The organism is Sutcliffiella tianshenii, assembly GCF_016908565.1.
Lineage (GTDB): Bacteria > Bacillota > Bacilli > Bacillales > Bacillaceae_I > Sutcliffiella_A > Sutcliffiella_A tianshenii.
Window position 1 is genome coordinate 13,216 of sequence record NZ_JAFBED010000018.1, and the last position, 17,359, is coordinate 30,574.

Sequence of the window (17,359 nt, forward strand, 5' to 3'; positions counted from 1 at the left end):
TTATTGATTAAAGCTTGATTTCGATGTCCACACCAGATGGAAGATCTAAGCGCATTAAGCTGTCAACCGTTTGTGGTGTTGGGTTAATGATATCGATTAAGCGCTTATGAGTGCGCATTTCGAATTGCTCACGAGAATCTTTATATTTGTGTACCGCACGTAAGATAGTGTATACAGATCTTTCCGTCGGTAACGGAATAGGACCAGAAACAGTAGCACCTGAACGTTTTGCAGTTTCAACGATCTTCTCAGAAGATTGATCTAGAATTCTGTGATCATAAGCTTTTAAACGAATGCGAATCTTTTCTTTTGCCATTATTTTTCCCTCCTTTTTTCGCCTATATTATTGATAGACATTCTCCGTGAAAATTAACCTGCCACACTCGCCATGGCAAAGCGGCCGGGTGTGTCAGCAACCTTTCACATCATCGCAGTCAAAGACCAACATTACCTATTATACAACTAACCAATAGACAATGCAACTATATTTCATATAAAATCTCTGAGCACTTTTCATATTATAACGAGAAGTTGTGTTTAATGCAACACGCACTGTAAGAATTATTCATTTCAGTTTTTTCCAGTATGGTTTGTTGTTATACATCCTTGATTTGTTGTGTTTATTTATATAGAAGAAAGTCGTTTTGTTTGAACTCTGAATCAAAATAATTTTTCAATTCTTACTAAGCCCCCTGTTGATTTCCGTTTCAGGGGTTCGCTTTCCGCGGGCGGTCTCTGGAGCCTCCTCGGCGCTTTGCGCCTGTGGGGTCTCCTTCGACGCGCTGCTTCCGCAGGAGTCTCACCCCTTGCACTTCAATCAACAGGGTGAGAGTGGGAATTCATTATGTGTTTCACTGAAAGGTGAGAATATACTTTACCTTCACTAATGAAGATCTAAATAAATAATGAACATTGCATTTCTTAAAATAAAAAATTTCTACATATAAAAAAACCGGCACCCCATTGGGATGCCGGCTTTGAAAGATCTATTCAGGTCAAGAATTACTCTTGGATAGTAGCAACTACGCCAGCGCCTACTGTACGTCCACCTTCACGAATAGAGAACTTAGTTCCTTCTTCGATAGCGATTGGAGCGATAAGCTCAACTGTCATTTCGATGTTGTCACCAGGCATAACCATTTCTACGCCTTCAGGAAGGTTACAAATACCAGTTACGTCAGTTGTACGGAAGTAGAACTGAGGACGGTAGTTTGTGAAGAATGGAGTGTGACGTCCACCCTCTTCTTTAGACAATACGTAAACTTCAGCTTTGAACTTTGTGTGTGGAGTGATTGTACCAGGCTTAGCTAATACTTGTCCACGTTGGATATCGTCACGAGCAACCCCACGAAGAAGTGCACCGATGTTGTCTCCAGCTTCAGCATAGTCAAGAAGCTTACGGAACATTTCTACTCCAGTTACAGTAGTAGATTTAGGCTCTTCAGTTAAACCGATGATTGCAACAGTGTCACCAACTTTAACTTGTCCACGCTCAACACGTCCAGTAGCAACTGTTCCACGTCCAGTGATAGAGAACACGTCCTCAACTGGCATCATGAATGGCTTTTCAGTGTCACGAGCTGGTGTTGGGATGTACTCATCAACTGCAGCCATAAGCTCAACGATTCTTTCTTCCCACTCAGCGTCTCCTTCAAGAGCTTTAAGAGCAGAACCTTTGATTACAGGAACATCGTCTCCAGGGAAATCGTACTCAGAAAGAAGGTCACGAACTTCCATTTCAACTAATTCTAGTAATTCTTCGTCGTCAACCATGTCGCATTTGTTCAAGAATACAACTAGGTGAGGTACACCAACTTGACGAGAAAGAAGGATGTGCTCACGAGTTTGTGGCATTGGGCCGTCAGCAGCAGATACTACTAGGATTCCGCCGTCCATTTGAGCAGCACCAGTGATCATGTTTTTAACATAGTCAGCATGTCCTGGGCAGTCAACGTGTGCATAGTGACGGTTTTCAGTTTCGTACTCAACGTGAGCTGTAGAAATAGTGATTCCACGCTCTCTTTCTTCTGGAGCCGCGTCGATCATGTCATAAGCCATTGCAGCACCTTTACCACTGCGCTTTGCAAGTACAGTTGTGATTGCAGCTGTTAAAGTTGTTTTACCATGGTCAACGTGTCCGATTGTACCGATATTAGCATGCGTTTTGGATCTATCGAATTTCTCTTTACCCATTAGAATATCCTCCTTAGAGTTTCATTAGTTTTTTTATTTTTATATGATACATTAACAAGTGATGTCCACTTATTAACCTACATACTATTTATAAAACAAGATTAGGTGAAAATCAATTATTCACCTTTATTTTTTTTGATGATTTCTTCAGAAATCGATTTTGGTACTTCTTCGTAGTGATCGAAATGCATTGTGAACACTCCGCGTCCTTGTGTGTTAGAACGTAGGGATGTTGCATATCCGAACATTTCGGATAGTGGAACCATTGCGCGAACAACTTGAGCGTTACCGCGAGCTTCCATACCTTCAACGCGTCCACGACGGGAAGTGATACCACCCATGATGTCTCCCATGTACTCTTCAGGAGTTACAACTTCAACTCTCATGACAGGCTCAAGGATTACCGGGCTACATTTTGATACTGCGTTTTTAAGAGCTAATGAAGCAGCTACTTTAAACGCCATCTCAGAGGAGTCAACATCATGGTAAGAACCGTCAACCAATGCAGCTTTTACATCGATTAGAGGGTAACCAGCAAGAACTCCGTTTTTCATGGAATCTTCAAGACCAGCTTGAACAGCAGGTACGTATTCACGAGGAACTACTCCACCTACGATTTTGTTTTCAAATTCGAACCCTTTTCCTTCTTCGTTTGGTTCGAATTCGATCCAAACGTGTCCGAATTGACCGCGTCCACCAGATTGACGGGCAAATTTACCCTCGACTCTTGCAGATCCACGGAACGTTTCACGGTACGCTACTTGAGGAGCACCAACGTTTGCTTCTACTTTGAATTCACGTCTCATACGGTCAACCAGGATGTCAAGGTGAAGCTCACCCATACCTGCGATGATTGTTTGCCCAGTTTCCTGGTCAGTATGTGCACGGAAAGTAGGATCTTCCTCTTGAAGCTTTTGAAGCGCAGTAGTCATCTTATCTTGGTCAGCCTTGGATTTAGGCTCAACGGATAATTGGATAACCGGCTCAGGGAACTCCATGGACTCAAGGATTACTTGGTGTTTATCGTCACATAACGTATCACCAGTAGTAGTGTCCTTTAATCCAACCGCAGCAGCGATGTCACCAGCATAAACAACTGGAATCTCTTCACGGCTGTTTGCGTGCATTTGCAGGATACGTCCTACACGCTCACGCTTACCTTTTGTTGAGTTGATTACGTAAGATCCGGAGTTCAGTGAACCTGAGTACACACGGAAGAACGTTAATTTACCAACATAAGGGTCAGTCATAACTTTGAACGCTAAAGCAGCAAATGGGCCATTATCGGAAGATTCAAGAGCTACCTCTTCATCTGAATCCGGTAAAGTTCCTTTGATTGCTGGAACGTCAGTTGGTGCTGGCAGGTAGTCAATTACAGCATCAAGCATTAATTGAACACCTTTGTTTTTGAATGCAGAACCACAGATAACCGGGTAGAATTCAACGTCACAAGTACCTTTACGGATAGTCGCTTTCAACTCTTCAGTTGTTAGCTCTTCTCCTTCTAAGTACTTCATCATCAATTCTTCATCCAATTCTGCTACTGCTTCGACTAAGCGTTGACGATACTCGTCTGCTTGGTCTTTGTACTCAGCCGGGATTTCTTTCGCTTCGGAACGAGTACCTAAATCGTCTTCGTAGAAGTAAGCAACCATTTCTACAAGGTCGATGATACCTTCAAACTCATCTTCAGCTCCGATTGGAAGTTGAATTGGATGAGCATTGGCTTGAAGGCGGTCATGGATTGTACCTACAGAATATAAGAAATCTGCACCGATCTTGTCCATTTTGTTAACGAACACGATACGTGGTACACCATAAGTTGTTGCCTGGCGCCAAACTGTTTCTGTTTGAGGCTCAACACCGGATTGTGCATCAAGAACAGCTACCGCACCATCAAGTACACGTAGGGAACGTTCAACTTCAACAGTGAAGTCTACGTGACCAGGTGTATCGATAATGTTTACGCGGTGGCCTTTCCATTGAGCTGTTGTCGCAGCAGATGTGATCGTGATTCCACGCTCTTGCTCCTGCTCCATCCAGTCCATTTGAGATGCACCTTCATGAGTTTCACCGATTTTGTGAATACGTCCTGTGTAGAACAAAACACGCTCAGTTGTAGTTGTTTTACCAGCATCAATGTGTGCCATGATACCGATATTACGTGTCTTATCTAAGGAGAACTCTCTTGCCATATGGTATTTCTCCTTCCTAAGTATCGAAATTTTGTTGTTTATACCTAAAGCTGTTAAGTACTTGTCTTAACAGCTCTAGATAATATGTGATTTTACCAACGGTAGTGAGCAAACGCTTTGTTCGCTTCTGCCATTTTGTGCATATCTTCACGCTTTTTAACTGATGCTCCAGTGTTGTTGGCTGCATCTAGGATTTCGTTAGCTAAACGCTCTTCCATAGTTTTCTCTCCGCGTAGACGGGAGTAGTTAACTAGGTAACGTAGTCCAAGAGTAGTACGACGATCTGGGCGCACCTCTACAGGTACTTGGTAGTTCGCTCCACCTACACGACGTGCTCTAACTTCAAGAACAGGCATGATGTTTTTCATCGCTTGTTCGAACACTTCCATAGGTTCTTGTCCGGAACGCTCACCAACTAGTTTGAATGCATTATAGATGATAGCTTGAGATTTTCCTCTCTTACCATCGATCATTAATTTGTTTACAAGACGAGTTACTAACTTGGAGTTATATAACGGATCTGGTAATACGTCTCTTTTTGCAACAGGGCCTTTACGTGGCATATTAATATCCTCCTTTCGCATAACTTAATGTTAAGCAATTCTCATTCTATTATTTTTTAGGCGCTTTTGGTCTCTTTGTTCCGTACTTAGAACGACCTTGCATACGGTTGTTAACTCCCGCAGTATCAAGTGCTCCACGTACGATGTGATAACGTACTCCCGGTAAGTCTTTTACACGACCGCCACGGATCAACACTACGCTATGCTCTTGTAGGTTGTGACCGATACCTGGGATATAAGCAGTTACCTCAATTTGGTTTGTTAAACGAACACGAGCATATTTACGTAATGCGGAGTTCGGTTTCTTCGGAGTCATTGTACCAACACGAGTACATACACCACGTTTTTGAGGTGAAGACACATCAGTCTGCGCCTTCTTGAAACTGTTATAACCTTTGTTTAAAGCTGGAGATTTAGACTTTACAACTTTGCTTGTACGACCTTTACGTACTAACTGGTTAATAGTAGGCATTTATTTTTCCTCCTTCCTCATGTTTTAAGACCACATATCCAGGTGGTTCATTTTAAGGCAAAAAACAAAGTCTTTGCGAATCTTTACTCACAAAAACAGTTTTTATTGAATGATCGCAACAGCCGAGGCACCTACTTCAATCCCGCAAGCCTTCCCGAGTTTTTTCATCGAGTCAACCTTCACAATTGGAATATTATGTTCCTTTGCAGTTTGGACAACCTTCTGTGTTACTATCACATCGGCATCCTCCGCAATGACAACCTCTTTTACTGTTCCGGATTTCAGCGCCTTCACTGTTTGCTTAGTACCAACAATGAAGGTGTTTGCCTGTATCACTTTTTCATAAGACATTGATATCCTCCAAAGCAACAGGTTATATAAGCACCTTTGCTATAGTACCATCTCTTTTTTTAGATGTCAACCCGTTTCTTGAATAACATTGAAAAGATTGTCGGGTCGCCCCGACAATCCTTCATTTATTCTACCGTTACAAGTTCTTCTTTTCCGACTTCTTTCGTCAGATCGAATTTGCGGTAACGGTTCATACCAGTACCAGCTGGAACCAGCTTACCGATGATTACATTCTCTTTCAATCCTAGTAGCTCATCGCGCTTTCCTTTGATGGCAGCGTCTGTTAGGACCCTGGTCGTTTCTTGGAAAGATGCCGCAGACAAGAACGAATCTGTTTCAAGAGATGCTTTCGTGATACCGAGTAAGACAGGACGGCCTGTTGCAGGTGTTTTGCCTTCAATCAGTACACGTTCATTTGCATCAGTGAATTGGTGGACGTCAAGCAGAGTGCCTGGCAATACATCTGTATCACCAGCGTCAATGACACGTACTTTACGCAACATTTGACGTACCATAACCTCTACGTGTTTGTCCCCGATTTCTACCCCTTGCATACGGTATACTTTTTGAACTTCAAGCAGTAGGTACTCCTGTACAGAGACCATATCTTTTACCTTCAGAAGCTCTTTTGGATCAATCGAACCTTCTGTCAGCTCCTGACCGCGAAGCACTTCGGCATTAACGCCTACTTTCAAGCGGGCAGTATAAGGTACTGTATAGTTTCTCGTTTCCACTTCACCTTGTACAGTGATTTCTTGCTGACGATCTTTTCCTTCGTTGATGCTAGTGACAACACCATCAATTTCAGAGATGACCGCTTGACCTTTCGGATTACGCGCTTCGAAAATCTCCTGGATACGCGGTAAACCTTGTGTAATATCGTCTCCAGCAACCCCACCTGTATGGAAAGTACGCATCGTTAACTGAGTTCCCGGCTCACCGATAGACTGGGCAGCGATGATACCGACTGCTTCCCCTACTTCTACCTCAAGACCAGTTGCCAAGTTACGGCCGTAACATTTCTTACACACACCATGACGGGTGTTACATGTGAATACAGAGCGGATCCAAACATCTTCCACGCCTGCTTCTACGATGATTGTTGCGATGTCCTCTGTAATCAAGTCGTTTTCTGCTACAAGAACTTCACCAGTTTCCGGGTGTTTGACAGCTTTTCTAGCATAACGGCCGATTAGACGCTCTTCTAACTTTTCGACTACCTCTGTGCCATCTTTTAGAGATGTGATGTGCAATCCACGGTCTGTCCCACAGTCCATTTCACGGACGATAACATCCTGTGCTACGTCAACAAGACGACGGGTCAAGTAACCTGAATCGGCAGTTTTAAGTGCTGTATCGGCAAGACCTTTACGCGCACCATGTGTGGAGATGAAGTATTCCAATACCGTCAGACCTTCACGGAAACTAGATTTGATCGGAAGTTCGATGATACGTCCAGACGGGTTGGCCATCAGTCCACGCATACCTGCCAATTGTGTAAAGTTAGATGCGTTACCACGGGCTCCGGAATCACTCATCATGAAGATGTGATTCAAGCGTGGCAGAGATTGCATCAGTTTGTTCTGAATAACATCCTTCGCTGCACTCCAGATGGAAATAACGCGATCATAGCGCTCTTCCTCTGTGATAAGTCCGCGACGGAACTGCTTAAGAACTGTATCTACTTTCGTTTGTGCTTCAACCAAGATTTCTTCTTTCTCTTTAAGAACCACGATGTCAGCTACACCAACCGTAATACCGGCTTTGGTAGAGTATCGGAATCCAAGGTTTTTCATGCGGTCAAGCATTTTGGACGTTTCTGTGATCTTGAAACGCTTGAATACTTCAGCGATGATATTCCCAAGGATTTTCTTCTTAAATGGATCGATAAGCTCTTGTTGTTGAATCGCTTCTTTTACATTCGCACCCTTTTCAACAAAGTATTTGTCCGGAGTATTAACCTCAAGATTATGCTTTGTCGGTTCGTTGATGTAAGGGAAAGATGGCGGCAAGATCTCATTGAAGATCATTTTTCCGACAGTTGTAATAAGAAGCTTCTGCTTTTGTTCAGGAGTGAAGGTTTCGTTATCAAGTGACCCTGCATGAACCGCTACACGTGTATGCAAGTGAACATAGCCATTTGCATAAGCGATCAACGCTTCATTTGTATCCTTGAATACCATACCTTCCCCAACTGCATTTTCACGCTCTAGGGTTAAGTAGTAGTTACCAAGTACCATATCCTGTGAAGGAGTTACTACAGGCTTACCATCCTTAGGGTTAAGGATGTTCTGGGCAGCAAGCATAAGGATGCGCGCCTCAGCCTGAGCTTCTGCAGAAAGCGGTACGTGAACTGCCATTTGGTCTCCGTCAAAGTCCGCATTGTATGCAGTACATACTAGTGGATGAAGACGGATAGCACGGCCTTCAACAAGTGTAGGTTCAAATGCTTGAATACCCAGTCTGTGAAGGGTTGGTGCACGGTTCAGTAATACCGGATGCTCTCTGATGACAGATTCCAATACGTCCCAAACCTCTGGCTGCACGCGTTCTATCTTGCGTTTCGCACTTTTGATGTTATGCGCAAGGCCGCGTTCGACAAGCTCTTTCATTACGAATGGTTTGAATAGCTCAAGAGCCATTTCTTTTGGTAAACCACACTGGTACATTTTTAAGTTTGGCCCTACTACGATAACGGAACGACCGGAATAGTCAACACGTTTACCAAGCAGGTTCTGACGGAAACGTCCTTGTTTCCCTTTCAGCATATGAGAAAGAGATTTCAACGGTCTGTTACCAGGACCCGTTACAGGACGGCCGCGACGGCCATTATCAATCAATGCATCAACAGCTTCTTGTAGCATACGTTTTTCGTTTTGTACGATGATGCTTGGAGCACCAAGATCCAACAAACGTTTTAAACGGTTGTTACGGTTGATTACACGACGGTATAGATCGTTCAAGTCGGAAGTCGCGAAACGACCGCCATCCAATTGAACCATCGGGCGCAATTCAGGAGGAATGACCGGAAGGACATCCAGGATCATCCAAGATGGCTCATTGCCGGATCCCCTGAAGGATTCCAATACTTCCAATCGCTTGATCGCTCTAGTACGACGTTGTCCTTGAGCAGTTTTAAGCTCTTCTTTCAAGGAGTCTACATCCCTCTCAAGATCGATGTCATGAAGAAGCTTTTTGATCGCTTCTGCACCCATGGATGCTTGGAAAGTCTGGCCATACTTTTCACGGTAAGCGCGGAACTCTTTTTCGGAAAGAAGTTGTTTCTTTTCCAAAGGAGTATCCCCTGTTTCCGTTACTACATAGGACGCAAAGTAGATTACTTCTTCCAACGCACGCGGGGACATGTCAAGAACAAGTCCCATGCGGCTAGGAATACCTTTGAAATACCAGATATGGGATACAGGGGCAGCTAGCTCGATGTGACCCATGCGTTCACGACGAACCTTCGCTCTTGTTACTTCCACTCCACAGCGGTCACAGACAACACCCTTATAACGGACACGTTTGTATTTACCACAGTGACATTCCCAGTCCTTTGTCGGACCGAAGATGCGCTCGCAGAATAACCCATCTTTTTCTGGCTTTAATGTACGATAGTTGATTGTTTCAGGCTTCTTCACTTCTCCGAAAGACCAGGATCTGATCTTATCCGGAGAAGCTAGGCCTATCTTCATATACTCAAAATTGTTAACATCTAGCAAGGGGCCTACCTCCCTTATAATCTACAGGTTCTACCCAAATGCTTATCTTTAAAGTCCTGTTGGTCATTAGTCTTTAGCGACAGTTTCTTTTACTTCTTCTACTTGCTCTGAATCTAAAGAAATTCCTTCGGAAGATTGCTCTTCTTCATCTTCCATATCTCTCATTTCAATCTCTTTTTCATCGCCGGACAGGATTTTGACATCCATACCCAAACTTTGAAGTTCTTTGATAAGTACTTTGAAAGATTCAGGAACGCCAGGTTCAGGAACATTTTCACCTTTTACAATCGCTTCGTACGTTTTCACACGTCCTACCACGTCATCCGATTTTACAGTCAAGATTTCTTGAAGTGTATAAGCAGCGCCATACGCCTCAAGTGCCCAAACTTCCATCTCCCCGAAACGCTGTCCACCAAATTGCGCTTTACCGCCAAGTGGCTGCTGTGTAACTAGAGAGTAAGGTCCAGTTGAACGGGCATGCAATTTATCGTCAACCATGTGGGCAAGTTTGATCATATACATGATCCCGACAGACACACGGTTATCAAACGGTTCACCGGTTCTTCCGTCATAAAGGACAGTTTTTGCATCTCTTGCCATGCCAGCTTCTTCTAAAGTGCTCCAAACATCTTCTTCACGCGCGCCATCAAATACGGCGGAAGCAACGTGGATACCAAGTGTTCTCGCTGCCATACCCAAGTGAAGCTCCAATACCTGACCGATATTCATACGGGAAGGAACCCCTAGTGGATTCAACATGATGTCGATTGGTGTGCCATCTGGCAGGTAAGGCATATCTTCTTCCGGTAAGATACGGGAGATTACCCCTTTGTTACCATGTCGTCCGGCCATTTTATCACCTTCAGAAATTTTACGCTTCTGAACGATGTAAGCACGAACAAGCTGGTTTACGCCTGGAGGCAGTTCATCTCCGTCTTCACGGTTGAAGACTTTAACATCAAGTACGATTCCGCCACCACCATGAGGGACTCTCAGTGATGTATCACGCACTTCTCTTGCTTTCTCTCCGAAGATCGCGTGCAATAGACGCTCTTCCGCTGTAAGTTCCGTTACACCTTTAGGCGTTACTTTTCCTACAAGAAGGTCGCCATCCTTCACTTCGGCACCGACTCTGATGATTCCGCGATCATCCAAGTTCTTCAGGGCTTCTTCCCCTACGTTTGGAATATCGCGAGTGATTTCTTCCGGCCCAAGCTTTGTATCACGCGCTTCTGATTCATATTCTTCAATATGAATGGAAGTGTATACATCATCTTTAACCAGACGCTCACTCATGATGATCGCATCCTCATAGTTATATCCATCCCATGTCATGAATCCAACCATTACGTTACGGCCAAGCGCTAGCTCGCCTTTTTCCATGGAAGGACCATCAGCAAGGATTTCACCTTTTGTTACTTGATCGCCAACAGAGACGATTGGACGTTGGTTATAGCAAGTACCTTGGTTGGAACGAATGAATTTTTGCATTCTGTACTTATCAAGATTCCCTTTAACCTGCTGCCCATCTACTTCTTCCATGCGGCGAACCCATACTTCACGTGCTTCAACGCGTTCTACGACACCTGGGTGCTTACAGATGACTGCCGCCCCTGAATCTCTTGCAGATACGTGTTCCATACCTGTACCGACAATCGGTGATTCCGGTTGCATCAATGGTACAGCTTGACGTTGCATGTTCGCTCCCATAAGCGCACGGTTGGAGTCATCGTTTTCCAAGAAAGGAATACACGCTGTCGCAGCGGAAACAACCTGTTTAGGAGATACATCCATATAGTCGATTCTTTCGCTGATTACAACGGTGTTCTCTCCGCGGAAACGGGCAACAACATTCTGATCAAGGAATGTTCCATCTTCCCCTAAACGGGCATTCGCTTGGGCAACTACATAGTTGTCCTCTTCATCCGCCGTCAAGTAATCAATCTGGTTTGTCACTCTTCCACTTTCAGGGTCGACCCTGCGGTATGGAGTTTCAATGAATCCAAACTTGTTTACTTTTGCAAAAGAAGAAAGGGAGTTGATCAATCCGATGTTTGGTCCCTCTGGGGTCTCGATCGGACACATACGTCCATAGTGGGAATAGTGAACGTCACGCACTTCAAAGCCGGCGCGCTCACGCGTCAATCCACCAGGTCCAAGCGCGGATAATCTACGTTTATGTGTTAACTCTGCCAATGGATTCGTTTGATCCATGAACTGAGAAAGCTGTGAGCTACCAAAGAACTCTTTGATCGATGCGATAACCGGACGGATATTGATCAATTGTTGAGGCGTGATCGTGTTAGTGTCCTGGATGGACATTCTTTCACGGACTACACGCTCCATTCTGGATAAACCGATGCGGAACTGGTTTTGAAGAAGCTCTCCAACAGAACGCAAACGACGGTTACCAAGGTGATCGATATCGTCTGTATCGCCTACACCATGTAAAAGGTTGAAGAAATAACTGATGGAAGAAATGATATCCGCAGGTGCGATATGCTTCACCTTCTCTTCGATGAAACCATTGCCCAATACCAGGATTTCCTTCTCGCCTTCTGCATCATTAGGTGCATATATCTTAATGGATTGCATAGCAACCTCTTCTTCCACTACTCCCGCATGCGGGTGGAAAGAAGTCAGTCCGATGCCATCTTCAAGGTTAGGCAAAATACGGTCCAGGGTTCTGCGATCCAACAGTGTACCTTTTTCCACGATAATTTCCCCTGTTTCAGGGTCCACTAGCGTTTCAGCAATACGCTGGTTGAAAAGTCTGTTCTTGATATGAAGCTTTTTATTAATCTTGTATCTTCCAACACTTGCTAAATCATAGCGTTTAGGATCGAAGAATCTAGATTCCAATAAGCTTTTTGCGTTCTCGACCGTTGGCGGTTCACCAGGGCGTAGACGCTCGTATATTTCTAGTAATGCCTTTTCGGTACTTTCTGTGTTATCCTTATCTAAAGTATTGCGGAGGTACTCGTTTTCACCTAGAAGATCAATGATCTCCTGGTCGGATCCGAATCCAAGCGCACGCAAAAGAACCGTTACTGGTAGTTTACGAGTACGATCAATACGAACATATACAACATCTTTTGCATCTGTTTCATACTCTAACCATGCACCACGGTTTGGAATAACAGTAGCCGAAAAGCCTTTTTTACCATTTTTATCTACTTTTCCGCTATAATACACACTTGGAGAACGTACTAACTGAGATACAATAACACGTTCTGCTCCATTAATAACGAATGTTCCTGTATCCGTCATTAACGGAAAATCACCCATAAATACATCCTGGTCTTTTACTTCACCAGTTTCTTTGTTAATGAGACGAACCTTCACACGTAAAGGAGCTGAGTATGTAACATCTCTTTCCTTTGATTCTTCAACGGAATATTTAGGTTCCCCTAAGCTATAGTCGATGAATTCTAACGATAGATTTCCAGTGAAGTCCTCAATAGGAGAAATATCATGAAACATTTCTCTCAAACCCTCATCAAGGAACCATTGATAAGAAGAGGTTTGAATTTCTATTAGATTTGGTAATTCTAATACTTCACTAATGCGAGCATAACTTCTGCGTTGGCGGTGTCGTCCATATTGAACTAGTTGACCTGTCAACTCATTCACCCCTCGTATCAAGCGTTATTAAAGCCAAACAAAAAAATTTTTCAACACAGCATAAAACTACCGTGTTAAAAAAGAAAAATGGTTTCAATACAGAAAACCACATTTTTTTACATTCGCTCTATTGATTTTACTATCTTTTCCAAGCGTACTAATTTTATACATGTGATTGACATAAAATTATTATTGCTCAGAAAAATACATATTGGCATTAAACAATGCTACCACAACAAAAAAGTGACGTCAACCTTTTTTTGATCTAATAATATAGTAGCCTTTTTTCTTCACAACCACGTCAACTTCTTCAAATAGTGACTCCAGCTTCTCCATTGCCGATGGCGCACCTTGCTTTTTCTGGATCACGATCCACAGTTCGCCACCAACGGCCAAATGCTTGAATGATTTCTCCAGGATTTCATGCACCACTTTTTTTCCCGCACGTATCGGCGGATTGGAAAGGATTGCCGCGTACTTTGTCGAAGTCACCTTTTCAAATATATCACTTGAAAAGATGTTAACATTTTCGATTCTGTTTCTGTCGGCATTGATTTTCGCCAACTCCACAGCTCTCTCATTGATATCTATCATATCTACTCGTCTTTCGGGAAAAGCCTTGGCAAGCGAAAGGCCGATCGGGCCATATCCGCAGCCGACATCCAGGATATCCCCTGGAATTCCGGGTTCCGCAAAAGCTTCGATCAGGACTCTAGATCCGAAGTCCACTTCTTTTTTTGAAAAGACACCAGCATCCGTAGTAAAGATGAGCTTATGGCCTTTCAGCTCGAAATCCCAATGTTGTCTGTTGCTTTCCACGGAGGGTTTACTAGTATAATAATGATCTGCAGCCATAGTCATTCTCCTTACTCCAAGTTTTGATGCAAATAATACGTTTGAAAAAAACAGTAACTAAACTATCTATCTTTTTGTGGTGAATCGATAGTTTAAAAAAAGCTCGCTAACGGGTAGCGAGCTTTCTAAGAGCCTGTAATTACTTAACTTCTACAGAAGCTCCAACTTCTTCAAGTTTAGCTTTGATTTCTTCAGCTTCTTCTTTAGCAACGCCTTCTTTAAGAGCTTTAGGAGCGTTGTCAACTAGTTCTTTCGCTTCTTTCAAACCAAGACCAGTAAGTTCGCGAACTACTTTGATAACCTTGATTTTTTGTCCACCAGCGCTAGCTAGTACTACGTCGAATTCAGTTTGCTCAGCAGCAGCTTCAGTAGCTACACCAGCAGCAGCTACAGGAGCAGCAGCAGTTACACCAAATTCTTCTTCGATTGCTTTTACTAGGTCGTTTAATTCTAAAACAGTCATATTCTTAACCGCTTCAATGATTTGTTCGTGTGTCATTGTTAATTTCCTCCTTAAATATTATAGGTTTTATTGTTTTTCTTACTTAACTTGCTAGATGAATATTAAGCGCCTTGCTCTTCTTTTTGCTCTGCAACTGCTTTTGTAACAAGAGCGAAGTTACGGATCGGAGCTTGAAGGACGCTAAGCAACATAGAAAGTAGACCTTCGCGGGATGGAAGTTCAGCAAGAGCTTTCACTTGTTCCACAGTCGCTACATTTCCTTCGATTACACCAGCTTTGATTTCCAATGCTTCATGCTTTTTAGCGAAGTCATTCAAAATTTTAGCAGGAGCCACAACATCTTCAGTAGAGAACGCAATCGCGTTAGGTCCTGTAAGTGCGTCGTTTAGTCCAGCTAGTTCAGCTGCTTCAGCCGCGCGGCGAGTTAAAGAGTTTTTGTAAACCTTGAACTCAACACCTGCTTCACGAAGTTGTTTACGAAGTTCAGTTACTTCGGATACGTTAAGTCCACGGTAGTCAACTACGATTGTAGAAACGGAACCTTTGAACTTATCGGCGATTTCTCCAACAATTTCCTTCTTGATTTCAACTGCTTTGCTCATCGTTACACCTCCTATATAGTTGGTTACTACTTATACCGACCGGTGTACATAAAGAATGCCTCCACGTAACATGGAGGCAGAAATTTTAGTTTAAAAAAGCATAAAGCCTTTTATCGTAAAATCTACACCTCGGTAGGGAATTAAGCTCATATTCGAGCACCTACTGTCTACGGTACAAACAATATCATTTTATAAACACAACGATTATTATAACCGTGTAGTTAACTTATGTCAATATGTTAGTTTTTTACAGCTACAACAGTAGAAGTATCAACTTTTACGCCAGGGCCCATTGTTGAAGTAACGGCAACGTTCTTCATGAATGTACCTTTAGCAGCAGCTGGTTTAGCTTTTTGTAATGTTTCGAAGATCGTACCGAAGTTCTCAACAAGTTTGATATCTTCGAAAGAGATCTTACCGATTGGAACGTGGATGTTACCGGATTTATCAAGGCGGTATTCTACTTTACCAGCTTTGATTTCGTTAACAGCTTTCGTTACGTCGAATGTTACAGTACCAGTTTTAGGGTTTGGCATTAAACCTTTAGGTCCCAATACGCGACCAAGCTTACCAACTTCACCCATCATGTCTGGAGTAGCAACGATTACATCAAAGTCGAACCAACCTTGGCTGATCTTTTGGATCATATCTGCATCTCCAACGTAGTCAGCTCCAGCAGCTTCCGCTTCTTTCGCTTTCTCGCCTTTAGCAAATACTAGAACCTTTTGAGTTTTACCAGTTCCGTGAGGAAGAACTACTGCTCCACGGATTTGTTGGTCGTTTTTACGAGGGTCAACTCCAAGGCGGAATGCAACTTCCACAGTAGCGTCGAACTTCGCAGTGTTTGTTTTCTTAACTAATTCGATAGCTTCGTTAACAGAGTAAGCCGTTTGACGGTCTACAAGTTTCGCAGCTTCGATGTACTTTTTACCTCTTTTAGCCATTTTAAATGTCCTCCTTATGTGGTTTTAGCGGAATAACCTCCCACGAATAAAGGTTGCGAATTGGCAATAGACCGAATCCGCAACCCCGAACAGCAGTTAAATCAATAGCGATGGATTAGTCTTCGATGACGATACCCATGCTACGAGCAGTACCTTCAACCATGCGCATTGCAGCTTCTACACTGGCAGCGTTAAGGTCTGGCATTTTCGTTTCCGCAATCTCGCGTACTTTGTCACGCTTAACTGTTGCAACTTTATTACGGTTTGGTTCACCAGAACCAGACTGGATACCAGCTGCTACTTTAAGCAATACTGCAGCAGGTGGAGTTTTCGTAATAAATGTAAATGAACGGTCTTCAAAAACCGTAATTTCAACAGGGATAATTAGACCAGCTTGGTCCGCTGTACGAGCGTTGAACTCCTTACAGAAACCCATGATGTTAACACCTGCTTGACCTAGTGCTGGTCCAACCGGTGGTGCTGGGTTAGCTTTCGCTGCTGGAATTTGTAGCTTTACCATTTTGATTACTTTTTTAGCCACGAGACACACCTCCTTAAGTCCGTGATGTGGTATCTGGGATTGCTCCCTCCCACTCAACTCATTCTTTATATATTAGATAAAGAATATTTTTTTATTGATAGTCTCTTTTCAGAGACATACTGACCTTTGAAATAATATCACTTTTACGAAATTATTTCAAGTTTTTTTACATTATAATTTTTCGATCTGTGTAAAGTCAAGCTCCACAGGGGTTTCACGGCCGAACATATTAACAAGGACTTTCACTTTGTGCTTATCTTTATCCATCTCAGTGATGTGTCCGGTGAAGTTTGCGAAAGGACCTTCTTTTACACGTACCGTTTCTTTCATTTCGAAATCCACTTCGACCATTTTCTCCGCCATGCCCATTCTCTTGAGGATGAATTGGATTTCATCATCCAATAGAGGGGTAGGTTTTGATCCTGATCCGCTTGAACCTACAAATCCGGTTACACCAGGTGTGTTACGCACTACATACCAGGAATCATCTGTCATGACGATTTCCACAAGCACGTATCCTGGGAATACTTTCTTCTTGGTTACTTTTTTCTTGCCGTTCTTGATATCTGTTTCTTCCTCTTCGGGAACAACGACACGGAAGATCTTGTCTTGCATTCCCATAGACTCTACTCTTTTTTCTAAGTTCGCTTTTACTTTATTCTCGTAACCGGAATAAGTATGAACGACGTACCAGCTTTTTTCCATGTAATAGGACTAACTGTCCGTCCCTCCCCATTAATCTTTATTTTTTGTTGATTGATTCTTATTTGCATTGCTGCCAACTAATCATAAAAGATAGGCTTACTAGCTACCTATTTTTCTCCAAATGAAAAA

14 protein-coding genes and 1 other annotated feature are annotated in these 17,359 nt (G+C 43.1%); all 14 genes read right to left on the bottom strand.

Annotation, left to right across the window (positions count from 1 at the left end):
- Positions 1 to 7: 7 nt before the first annotated feature.
- The 14 genes from rpsJ to nusG all read right to left on the bottom strand — a co-directional run bounded on the left by rpsJ (position 8) and on the right by nusG (position 17,230).
- Entirely contained in the window at positions 8 to 316 is a 309-nt protein-coding gene (gene rpsJ, locus JOC95_RS20700; RefSeq protein ID WP_010191483.1) for a 30S ribosomal protein S10, read from the bottom strand.
- Between the two features lie 686 nt (positions 317 to 1,002).
- A complete protein-coding gene (gene tuf, locus JOC95_RS20705; protein ID WP_204420029.1) occupies positions 1,003 to 2,193 on the bottom strand; it encodes an elongation factor Tu in 1,191 nt (396 codons plus the stop codon).
- A gap of 116 nt (positions 2,194 to 2,309) precedes the next feature.
- Positions 2,310 to 4,388 (bottom strand): elongation factor G, encoded by a 2,079-nt coding sequence (fusA, locus tag JOC95_RS20710; protein WP_204420031.1) that lies wholly within the window; start codon positions 4,386 to 4,388, stop codon positions 2,310 to 2,312.
- 92 nt (positions 4,389 to 4,480) lie between these two features.
- Positions 4,481 to 4,951: a 30S ribosomal protein S7 gene (gene rpsG / locus JOC95_RS20715; RefSeq protein ID WP_010191480.1), complete on the bottom strand. Its 471-nt coding sequence runs from the start codon at positions 4,949 to 4,951 to the stop codon at positions 4,481 to 4,483.
- A 49-nt stretch (positions 4,952 to 5,000) separates the two neighbouring features.
- On the bottom strand, positions 5,001 to 5,423 hold the full coding sequence (gene rpsL / locus JOC95_RS20720; RefSeq protein ID WP_010191479.1) for a 30S ribosomal protein S12: 423 nt from the start codon (positions 5,421 to 5,423) through the stop codon (positions 5,001 to 5,003).
- Positions 5,424 to 5,525: 102 nt separating this feature from the next.
- The gene (locus JOC95_RS20725; RefSeq protein ID WP_204420033.1) at positions 5,526 to 5,774 is read right to left on the bottom strand and encodes a 50S ribosomal protein L7ae-like protein; all 249 of its coding nucleotides are present in this window, start codon (positions 5,772 to 5,774) and stop codon (positions 5,526 to 5,528) included.
- 125 nt (positions 5,775 to 5,899) lie between these two features.
- Entirely contained in the window at positions 5,900 to 9,496 is a 3,597-nt protein-coding gene (gene rpoC / locus JOC95_RS20730; RefSeq protein ID WP_204420035.1) for a DNA-directed RNA polymerase subunit beta', read from the bottom strand.
- 66 nt (positions 9,497 to 9,562) lie between these two features.
- Entirely contained in the window at positions 9,563 to 13,120 is a 3,558-nt protein-coding gene (gene rpoB / locus JOC95_RS20735; RefSeq protein WP_204420038.1) for a DNA-directed RNA polymerase subunit beta, read from the bottom strand.
- 249 nt (positions 13,121 to 13,369) lie between these two features.
- Entirely contained in the window at positions 13,370 to 13,975 is a 606-nt protein-coding gene (locus tag JOC95_RS20740) for a class I SAM-dependent methyltransferase (protein ID WP_204420087.1), read from the bottom strand.
- A gap of 139 nt (positions 13,976 to 14,114) precedes the next feature.
- Complete coding sequence (rplL, locus tag JOC95_RS20745) at positions 14,115 to 14,474, bottom strand: 50S ribosomal protein L7/L12 (protein ID WP_204420039.1); 360 nt, start codon at positions 14,472 to 14,474, stop codon at positions 14,115 to 14,117.
- Positions 14,475 to 14,539: 65 nt separating this feature from the next.
- Positions 14,540 to 15,040, bottom strand: a complete 501-nt coding sequence (gene rplJ, locus JOC95_RS20750) for a 50S ribosomal protein L10 (RefSeq protein WP_204420041.1) — start codon at positions 15,038 to 15,040, stop codon at positions 14,540 to 14,542.
- Positions 15,041 to 15,082: 42 nt separating this feature from the next.
- Positions 15,083 to 15,231: a sequence feature (ribosomal protein L10 leader region), on the bottom strand.
- A 48-nt stretch (positions 15,232 to 15,279) separates the two neighbouring features.
- Positions 15,280 to 15,984 carry a 50S ribosomal protein L1 gene (gene rplA, locus JOC95_RS20755; RefSeq protein WP_204420043.1) on the bottom strand — a complete coding sequence of 235 codons (705 nt, stop codon included), beginning with the start codon at positions 15,982 to 15,984 and terminating at the stop codon, positions 15,280 to 15,282.
- 115 nt (positions 15,985 to 16,099) lie between these two features.
- Complete coding sequence (gene rplK, locus JOC95_RS20760) at positions 16,100 to 16,525, bottom strand: 50S ribosomal protein L11 (RefSeq protein ID WP_141395235.1); 426 nt, start codon at positions 16,523 to 16,525, stop codon at positions 16,100 to 16,102.
- A 171-nt stretch (positions 16,526 to 16,696) separates the two neighbouring features.
- Positions 16,697 to 17,230 carry a transcription termination/antitermination protein NusG gene (nusG, locus tag JOC95_RS20765; protein WP_204420045.1) on the bottom strand — a complete coding sequence of 178 codons (534 nt, stop codon included), beginning with the start codon at positions 17,228 to 17,230 and terminating at the stop codon, positions 16,697 to 16,699.
- Between the last annotated feature and the right edge of the window lie 129 nt (positions 17,231 to 17,359).